Source organism: Alicyclobacillus mali NBRC 102425, from assembly GCF_001570745.1.
GTDB classification, from domain to species: domain Bacteria; phylum Bacillota; class Bacilli; order Alicyclobacillales; family Alicyclobacillaceae; genus Alicyclobacillus; species Alicyclobacillus mali.
In genome coordinates this window covers 87,617-96,997 of record NZ_BCSG01000006.1, presented here as the reverse complement: position 1 = coordinate 96,997, position 9,381 = coordinate 87,617, and the positions used below count along the sequence as shown (strand labels likewise).

At 59.9% G+C, this 9,381-nt stretch carries 10 protein-coding genes; 4 read left to right on the top strand and 6 right to left on the bottom strand.

The window, feature by feature from the left end; translation table 11 throughout:
- On the bottom strand, positions 1-767 hold a 767-nt coding region (locus AMA01_RS03755), incomplete at its 3' end, for a TM1812 family CRISPR-associated protein (RefSeq protein WP_231862808.1).
- A gap of 56 nt (positions 768-823) precedes the next feature.
- A complete protein-coding gene (locus AMA01_RS03750; RefSeq protein ID WP_067847503.1) occupies positions 824-1,918 on the bottom strand; it encodes a hypothetical protein in 1,095 nt (364 codons plus the stop codon).
- Positions 1,919-2,098: 180 nt separating this feature from the next.
- Between AMA01_RS03750 and AMA01_RS03745 the strand changes: the two genes are divergently transcribed.
- Both AMA01_RS03745 and AMA01_RS03740 read left to right on the top strand, forming a co-directional pair.
- On the top strand, positions 2,099-2,293 hold the full coding sequence (locus tag AMA01_RS03745; protein ID WP_067847500.1) for a hypothetical protein: 195 nt from the start codon (positions 2,099-2,101) through the stop codon (positions 2,291-2,293).
- Between the two features lie 130 nt (positions 2,294-2,423).
- Entirely contained in the window at positions 2,424-3,602 is a 1,179-nt protein-coding gene (locus tag AMA01_RS03740) for an MFS transporter (protein WP_067847497.1), read from the top strand.
- Here the strand turns inward: AMA01_RS03740 and AMA01_RS03735 are convergent.
- The gene (locus AMA01_RS03735; RefSeq protein WP_067847495.1) at positions 3,578-4,084 is read right to left on the bottom strand and encodes a LabA-like NYN domain-containing protein; all 507 of its coding nucleotides are present in this window, start codon (positions 4,082-4,084) and stop codon (positions 3,578-3,580) included. The genes AMA01_RS03740 and AMA01_RS03735 overlap by 25 nt on opposite strands.
- A gap of 88 nt (positions 4,085-4,172) precedes the next feature.
- On the bottom strand, positions 4,173-5,372 hold the full coding sequence (locus tag AMA01_RS03730) for an ROK family protein (protein WP_067847492.1): 1,200 nt from the start codon (positions 5,370-5,372) through the stop codon (positions 4,173-4,175).
- 179 nt (positions 5,373-5,551) lie between these two features.
- Between AMA01_RS03730 and AMA01_RS03725 the strand changes: the two genes are divergently transcribed.
- Entirely contained in the window at positions 5,552-6,667 is a 1,116-nt protein-coding gene (locus AMA01_RS03725; protein ID WP_067847489.1) for a HAMP domain-containing protein, read from the top strand.
- A gap of 17 nt (positions 6,668-6,684) precedes the next feature.
- Positions 6,685-7,983, top strand: coding sequence for an ABC transporter substrate-binding protein (locus AMA01_RS03720; protein WP_067847486.1), 1,299 nt, complete (start codon positions 6,685-6,687; stop codon positions 7,981-7,983).
- A 19-nt stretch (positions 7,984-8,002) separates the two neighbouring features.
- Here AMA01_RS03720 and AMA01_RS03715 read toward each other — a convergent pair whose 3' ends face one another.
- The gene (locus tag AMA01_RS03715; RefSeq protein ID WP_067847482.1) at positions 8,003-9,046 is read right to left on the bottom strand and encodes an aliphatic amidase; all 1,044 of its coding nucleotides are present in this window, start codon (positions 9,044-9,046) and stop codon (positions 8,003-8,005) included.
- 32 nt (positions 9,047-9,078) lie between these two features.
- Entirely contained in the window at positions 9,079-9,381 is a 303-nt protein-coding gene (locus AMA01_RS13515; RefSeq protein ID WP_082743934.1) for an FmdB family zinc ribbon protein, read from the bottom strand.

The window sequence follows — 9,381 nt, the reverse complement described above, 5'->3', positions numbered from 1 at the left end:
TCGTGTTGCATAAAGCAACGCTCACACTCCTCCAAGGCCTCGATTGTTGCGCTAGCAGCGGAGGAGACCTCGAAGTGTTTGGTCAGGCGCAAGGCTTCCCACAACATGTTCCATTTCTCGGAAAACGTCTGCAGAGGACCGAGCAAGCTTCTTCTCGACCGATCTCGGCCGGCGACGGATTCTTTCACTTCTCTGACGAGTCGCTCGACACCGCTTGCGTCCGGTCCTTTCAGTGCGCGGTGCATCTCAAGAACCCATTGCTGCAACTGCGCGAGCGCCGTCAAATCGAGGACATCGCCGGTTTCAACAGCGTACAGGATAAGATCCAGTTCCGCACCTTGAACGACATGTGCGTAATGGAGCAAAGTGAGAACAAGCATAGGAAAGTAACGAAAGGAGTGCGTGACGTCCACGGCGAGGCGAACCTCGGCCTCGGAACGAAGATCTTCCGAAACCTCCGCCAACTTGCGTACCAGAACATCAAAATTCCTCCACACGCTTTGATCGCATGGTTCCTGGTCGAAATCCACCTCCTTGATGAGAATCCCCATGTGCTCAGCCTGGGCATAGAGCTGCTCGCGAAGTGACAACTTGCCTTCTTCAGGAGCAGTTCCCCACAACTCCCGCGCCCTCTTTGTCAATACCACCCAAACCTCGTCGGGATGAAAAGGAATTACGCTGCGCCGCATCCAATCGAGCGCCGTGAGCTGAAAGTAACGGTTGGTCGAGACTTCGTCCCCCCACCGATAGTTCGTCTCTCGAGGCACGTTTCCGCCCACAAAGGTGAGGTAGATGCATCGCTTCGTCATGGTTGTCCTCCTTTTCAAACGATCCTGCCAGGACTGAGAAGCTGCTCCACGGCATAGGCGTCCCGCCTTCGGACGATTTTCACACGTTCGTAGACATAATGGTTGGTTTTGGGTTTTCGAAGTTGACGCTCGTACACGTCGTGATTCGCATACGCTCCATAGATCTGCGGGACAGTTCCATTTTCGTAAAAGATCCGATACGGGTTATTCCCGTCGTCGAACACCATGTGATCACTCTTCAACTCGGTCTTGTTGCTCCGCAATTGATGGTCTCGCGCGAATTTGAAGATTCGGTCGCCCAATTCGACGCTGTTCATCACCGCCTCTTTCGCCTCTTGGGTGATGTCTACCACAACCGCGTCACGCTCAAACGCGAAGAGCAGCAGACTTCCGGTACCGTTCAACGCACATACGTCATCGACTTCGTCAATGTATCCGAGTCGCAGCAATTTCCGATACTCCTCGCTGTCTTGCCACTCGGCCACACTCGCACCGTGACGCAACTGAGCGAATGTTTCATAGCAAGCCTCCACAATCCGCGTATCTAACTCCACCGGCAAAGGACGCATGACGAGGATGGCAGGACTTCGCTCATACTTGTATATCAACGGCAGACGGTAAAGGAATGCCATGGCCGAGGTGTACGGCGTTATCGCTTTGTATCCGGAAGTCACGTTCACAAGCACCGTTGGATCGTTTGGGTCATTTGGAAATTCAAATTCCACGATCTTTCGAATTCTCTCCAACAACGACGGTAAACCGTGCCTGACGAATTTCGTGCTGTCGTATGGATCAAGTCCCCTGATCCGATCCTGTTCCTCGTTGAAGATGCACGCGTGGCCCGCCCTGCGCGTCACTTCCTGAATGGCCTTTGCTGCGATGACCGCTTCATCGGAGTCTGGTACAAGGAGATGGTGCTCAACATGGTCCTTATGATAATTCGGCAATTTCTTTGCTCCGAAAAAGAGGGTCATCTCAACCGATCTCTCGATGTCATCCGCCAGATGTGCCAACAGGCGCTGATATGCACCCATCCCCCTATCTTCGATGGGAATTCCGTTCCAAGCAGAAACCCCAACAATCGAAATGAGTCGGCGCTGTCTCGACACGGCAGTTCACCTACTTCCCTATTTCGACCTGCTGAGGAATTGAAAATTCGACGAGAACATCCGAAATCCTTCCTCATGCCGACAACTTTTTCTGATTGAGCCTCGCCACGGAAAGAATGACGCGATCGTCCTCCCACTCCCGCGCTATAATGAAACCGTTACCGAATCGAGGTGAGGCGCATGAATCGGAACTGGCTGCGCATCCTCTCCATCGCCATCCCGGTGGCATGCCTTGCGATCTCGGCCATCACGGCGCGCTGGGGCCTTCTTTTCCTGTGCATCACCCCGGCCTTTCTCCAGTGGGGCTTTGGCATCGGCGAGCGCAAGTGGAAACACGGGGATGATCAACAAAACCCGCCATGGGGCGGGTCATGAACGCCGATTCCTTCGCTTGTCGCGCTCCGCTTGTGCACTTCTCCAGATGAACAAGCCCAGCATCGCGAGGCCCAGAAGTTCAAACATCGCTTGCATGACACACACCTCGCATGGAAAGGATGGCCGCCCCATGGGCAACCGTATCCCGCTGTTTTACGCCGTGACGGCGCTGTACTGGTTTTCGACCTACACGTACGTGCCGCTCCTGTCGCCGTACGTCGTTGCCATCGGGGGATCGCTCAGCATGGCCGGAATGGTGGTAGGCTCGTATGGCTTCTCGCAGATGTTCGTGCGGGTGCCCATCGGCGTGTGGTCCGACAAAATTCGTACCCGGAAGCCCTTCGTCATCGCGGGCGGCGCCATCGGCATGCTGTCGAGCCTCGGCTTCGCCGTCACCCACTCTGTTCTCTGGGCGCTCGTGTTCCGCCTTCTCGCCGGAATCGCAGCCGGTTGCTGGGTCGTCTTCACCGTGCTCTACGCAAGCTATCACGAGCCCCAGGAGGCACCCAAAGCGATGGGCGTTCTCAGCTTCTACACGTCCATCGGCCAGCTCGCGGCGTCCACACTCGGCGGCGTGATTGCAGAACGGTACGGCTGGCACGCGGCCTTCTGGCTCGGCGCCGGCGGTGGACTCGCAGCCACCCTTCTCGCCTGTTTCGTCGTCGACAACCCCCCCGCCCGCGATCACGGCGGCATCCGCGTCGCCGACATGCTGACCGTCGGGCGGGATCGCATTGTCCTCGGCGTGTCGTTCCTCGCGGTGCTCGCGCAGGTCGTCACCTTCACCACGATGTTCGGATTCACGCCAGAGCAGGCGACGTACCTCGGCGCGAACAAGGCCGATCTCAGCTGGCTCACCCTCGCCGCCACGCTCCCGAACGCCATCGCGTCGTACTTCAGCGGCAGCCTATTCTCGCGCTGGATCGGCGAGCGCAACGTGGTGGCGAGCGGCTTCGCCATCGCGGCGCTCTTTACCGCGGCGATTCCGCTCTGCCACGCCCTGCCGCTCCTGTATCTGACCCAGGCCGTGAACGGCTTTGGCCAAGGGCTGTGCATGCCCGTGCTCATGGGCCTCGCCATCCGCCACATCGAGGCGGGCCGCCGCGCGACGGCGATGGGCTTCTATCAGGCCATCTACGCCGTCGGCATGTTCGGCGGGCCCGCCGTCGTCGGTTGGCTGGGCGATCACGTCGGCCTCAGCCGCGGCTTCCTCGCCGTCGCCGCGACGAGTTTGGTCGCCTGCGCCCTCACGTTCGCGCTCGCGCCCGGTCGCGCGCCGGCATCTCAGGTCATCACGCGCTCCAGCTGATCGCGCAGGGTGTTCACGTCGATGAAGTGCATTCCAGCCACCATGCGCAGTTCGGACGCGATAAATCCGGCGGTGGAGAGCACGATGAATTTTTTGCCGCGCGCCCGCAAAAGCTGCAGGGCCCGCTCAAAGTCACCGTCTCCGCTTACAAGGATGGCCATGTCGTAATTGTCGATGGTGTTGAACATGTCGAGCACAATCTCGATGTCCAGATTGGCCTTCCTCGTGATGGAACCGTCCTCCTGAACGATTTCCTTGATATCTTTGGTCACGATGGAATAGCCGCTGTACGCGAGCATATCCAAATATTTCTGCTCCCTGACGTCGCTCGGAGAACTTCTTCCTATATAGTAGAACGCGTCCACCAGTTCGCCCTTGCCCTTGGCCCACTCCAACAACTTCTGTGCGTCGATGGTCCACTTCAGCTTATCGCGCTGCATATAGTAGTAGTTCGCGCCATCGACGAAGAGCGATACTCTCATCACCCGGTGACTCCTTTTCTCTGGTTGGCTCGGCGCTTGCGCTGCGGTGCAAACGAGGCTATCACAGACTCAAATGGCCACAGCGCCATCACGTCGGCATCGGCTCCACGGCAGAAGCAAACAGCGTCTCATGAACCGCCAGGAGCGATGCGCCGATGGCCACGGCGTGCTGGCTCCCGACGCGCACCGGAATCTGCTTATTTTGCAGCAACGCGCGGTGCTTGATGACGCGCTCCACCTCAGGTAGTACAAACGTGGCGGCGCGCGCCACGCTCCCCCCGAGGATGACCTCGTCGGGGTTGAGCAGATTCAAGAGATTGGCGATCCCAAGGCCAAGATGCTGTCCCAACGAGTGAAACGCGCGGATGCACGCGCGGTTGTCGTTCTGAGCCTGCTCCAGCGCCTGTTCGAGCAGCGATTCACGCAGATTGAACGCGGCTAAATCCGCGCCCGCCTCGCGCAAATACCGCATTAACCCTCGCTCAGAAGCGTACTCCTCCCAACATCCGTAGCCGCCACACATGCACGCCGACCCCATCGGGTTGATGCTCATGTGTCCCACTTCGCCAGCAATGCCATCCCGGCCGCGGTAAAGCTTCCCCTCAATGACGATCCCGGCCCCAATGCCGAGTCCCATGTTCACGAACACGAGGTTTTTCAGCTTCATGGCCTGCGCCATATATTCGTTCCACGCGCCACAGTTGGCGTCGTTGTCCAGGAACAGCGGGAAATCGACCTTTTGGCCGAGATCGGCGAGAATGTCCCACTCACCGACAAACGCGCTGGGAAGATAGTATACAGCGCCCCGCCGAAAGTCCACCATGCCGGGAAACGCGAGACACGCGCCGAGGAGTCCGTACGGGCTCGGCGGTGCCGCGGCGATGGCCTTCCGGAGTTCCTCCTCGATACCCTCGAGCAACACGGCGCGGACATCCTGCGCTTCGGAAAGCCAAAGCGCCCGCACCTGGCGGTACACCGGCTCGCCGCGGATATTGCTCACCACCGTCGTCATGTGCGACAACTGCACATCCACGCCGATGGCGTACGCCGCATTGGCGTTGAAGCGAAGAAGGATGGGTTTGCGACCGCCGCTCGACGATCCATACCCAACCTCGAGCACCAACTGCTCCGCAATCAACTCATCCACGATATTCGACACGGTGGCCTTGTTGAGCCCGGTCATCTGCGAGATGTCGATGCGCGAGGTGGTCCGGAGATCGCGAATCAGCTTGAGGACCGTGGCGCGGTTCATTCGGCGCATAGCCGAAGCGTCGACGTTGGCGTGCAACCCTCGGTCACCCCTCGAATTGGCGGCCCCATTGCCTCACACGGCGGACGTGCGTCCGCCTATTGCAAAGCCCCGCGGAATACCCTAGCATGAAGGTCATAGAATGCGAGAATGGCACGTTACGTATCAGTATACGCCGTCCGGCGGTTGAACAGAAGTGGGACGGAGGAGGAGCCCGCTTGACCCTGTTTCGCAAACTCGTCATCCTGTTCAGCGTCGTGATCCTCGGCACCCTTTCCGCCACGCTGACCATCGTCTATTTCAAGAGCCGAGAGAGCATCATCGACCTATCGAAGGAGAAAGCGGTTTCTATCGTACAGACCGTCGACTCGGCGCTCCTCAGCGACGTCCCGGACTATCAGTTCGAGTCCGTGCTGCTGAACCTCAAGCGGCAGAATCCGGACCTCGTCTCCTTCGATATCTACAAATTGAATGACTTTTTGTACGATATCGCGTCCACCGATCCGCGCCGCATCGGCAGCCAGGCATCGCCTTCGAGCACCATCGCGCTTGGCGAGCGGAAAATCCTCACGTCCCTTGAGGGCTCCACTATCGATCTCGTCGTGCCGCTCACGGGCTACGCCGACATGCAGTACAGCGCCAACGTTCGCTTGTCCATCGCGTCAGATTTGGCCTCTTTGCAGAGCCTCCTCACGGATATCCTTGTGGCAGGCGCCTGCGCCTTGCTCGTGGCCGTGGCGTGCGCGTGGCTCTTCACGCGGCAGGTGCTGTCGAAGCCACTGCAATCCATGATGGACGCGGCCAATGAGATTGCCGCCGGCAATTTCTCCGTGACGCTTTACGCCTCACGGCGCAAGGACGAATTGGGAAGCCTCGCGCGCGGCTTCGAGCGCATGGCGCGGAGCCTGCAACAGCTGGTGTCTCAGATGGGGGAGACCGCGGAAGAGCTGTACAGCGACTTCAAGCAACTCATCGAGAATGGCGATTACACCGCCCACGGTGCGCTGCACATGGCGGACGTGTTGCAGCACGTGCGCGACGGGATCGAGCGCGTCATGGCCAACGTGCGCCAGTTGGACGGGCACCTTGCGGAAGCGGCAGCAGCGAGCGCAGAGACGCGCCGCTCACGGAGCAACGAGCCGGATTTCGAACCCATGCGGCGGACCGTGAACCGACTCATGGAAGACCTCGCACAGGTGATGCGCGATCTCGACGGCCTGTCCACGACGGCGCGGGGGCAACTGTCCGCGGTGCAGCGAGTCAACCGGACCGCCGGGCGGCTGAGCGAGCGGGCGAGCGAGCTCCATCAGTTGATGGCGAGCTTCGAAGTGTAGGCGACGGGGGTGGAAGCATGGGGCAGTGGAAAGTCGTACAGGTGGCTGGCTGGAGCGCGCTGTGCTTCGCGCTCACTGGCTGCGGCGCAACTGGCGACCACGTCGGGTCCACACCTCGTCCTGTGTCCCAGGCACAGGCGGAGCAAGATGTGGAGATTTTTAGCTGGTGGACGGCGAAAGGCGAGACCAATGCGCTCAATGCCCTCATCTCCGTCTTCCGCGCCCGCTATCCGCACGAGCACATCGTGAATGAGGCCGTGGCGGGCGGTGGCGGCGACAATGCCAAGGCCGTGCTCGCGAGCCGGATCACCGCGGGCGATCCGCCGGAGACCTTTCAGGTCCACGTCGGGCAAGAGCTGATGGTCTGGGTAAAGGCCGGGAAGATGGAGCCACTCGACGCGCTGTATCGCGAGCTGAACCTCTACAAGGTGCTGCCGAAGGTCGTGATGGACGGCGTGACGTACAACGGGCACGTCTACGCTGTGCCCATTGACGTCGAGCGAGGCAACGTGCTGTGGTACAACACGCACATCCTGAACGAGTACGGGCTGAAGCCCCCTCAGACGTTTGATCAGTTGCTCGCGGACTGCAAAGTGCTGAAGGCGCACGGCGTGACTCCCATCGCCTATGGAGATCGGGATCAACTGGGATCCGTGATGCTGTGGGAAGACGTGTTGCTTGAGACCGCGGGCCCCAAGACCTACGACGGCATCTGGAACGGCACGGTTCCCATCTCGTCGCCCGTCATCCGCAAGGCGTGCGACAATTTCTTGCAACTGCTGCCGTACACCAACGCCGATCACGCCCAGTTGTCGTGGGACGGCGCATGCGCGCTCGTGGCCTCCGGCCAGGCGGCCTTCGACGCAATGGGCGACTGGGCCAAGGCGTACTTCGTGGCCAGCGGTCTGAAAGAAGGGCGAGACTTTGGCTGGACGTCGTTCCCAGGCACGGGCGGTGACTTCGAGTACATCATCGACACGTTCGGGATGCCGAAGGGATCCCAAAACCCCGAAGGCGCGCTCGATTTTCTGCGCGTCGTGGCGTCTCGCGAAGCAGAGCGACAATTCAATTTGCGGAAGGGATCCATCCCGCCGCGCAGCGACGTGTCCCTCGCCAGCTTCGACGCGTATAGCCAGGCATCGGCCGCGGCATTCCACAAGGACGCGCTTGTCCCGAGCCTTGCCAACGGAGAGGCTGCCAATCCTGCGTTCGAGCAGGCGGCAGCCCAAGCCATCACGATGCTCATCAACACGGGCAATGTGAGTCAGTTCGTGCAACTGCTGAAACAGGCCGACCTGGCCAATCCGTTGCCGTGAAGCACCGAGTGCATTCGCCTCACCCCACGGGTACGCCGGATGTCTTCGCGCGGATGGGCGCGTATGGACAATCGTCCGTGTCGAGCGTGGCACGCGTGAGAGCCTCGGCGTTTTCCCGAGCAACCTCTGGCGAGGTCACCCACGTCTTGTAGAAGTCGAACGGGCACTCGCAGACGCCGCGATCGCCGTCGCCGGAATACAGATAGCCTGCGTATCCCCGGTGAAGAAGCTTGAAGAGATGGTTTTGGGCCTGAGCCGTTCGCCGAAACTCGCGGATTTGGGAGATGGAGATCTCCGCGTACTGGACGCCGTACTCCTCTGTTCCACATTCCCCGAGCGTGCGGCCGTCAAAGCCAATGATGGCCGAGTGCCCAAAATAGGCGTAAACGCCGTCGAATCCTGTGGCGTTCGCGACAGCGACATAACAGTTGTTCGCCCAAGCCATGGCCTTGGCCATGAGGATTTGCTGCTCCTTGGCGGGATACATGTAGCCCTGAGGCCGCACGATGAGTTCGGCCCCTTTCATGGCGCAGTCCCGCCAAATTTCGGGATAGTTCCCGTCATCGCAGATGATGAGGCTAATCTTCAGCCCCTTCGGACCATTGGAGACAAACGTCTCATGTCCCGGGTACCATGGTTCGACGGGCGTCCAAGGCATGATTTTTCGATACTTTTGCACGATCTCGCCGCGATCGTTCACCAGAATGGCCGTGTTATACGGCCACTTCAGGGGGTGCTCTTCGTGGCGCTCCCCCGTTACCGAAAACACACCCCACACGCCGTTCGCCCGGCATGCGTCACACAACACGTCGGTCTCCGGGCCGGGGATGGAAGCGGCGGTCTCAAACATCTCCTGCTCGTCATACATGATGCCGTGCAAGCTGTATTCTGGAAAAATGACGAGATCGAGCCCTGGATAACCGATCTTCAAGCCCCTAATCATGTCGGCAATGCGCCTGGCGTTGTCCATCACTTCCTCGCGCGTGTGCAACCGGGGCATCTTGTAGTTCACCACCGCAATGCCCACCGTGTCTCGACTGCTGACGATGTCTCCATGCCGCATGAATTCAGTCCCCCTTTAACCTCGTCACATATTCACCCGTGCACGTGCCCCAATTGCCAGGGCCGGCCTGCGCTGACCGCGGCGTGGCGATGGCCTGCGTGCGCTCCGCCGTGCGAAGGCGGATGGTCTCGAACTACGCAAACCGGTTCTTGGCCCGCGCCAGCCGAGCGTGCGCGGCGTTCAGCCGACACCGCGGCACCCACATAAAAGGAAGTGAACTGGCGAAGAGCCATCATGCCGCAGTACGGGCAGCGCGCGGCAGAGCCTGCCTCGTTCATGGGTAAGTCGCGATCGAACGCTCCACAGGTTTCGCACGCGAAGCGATAAGTCGGCAT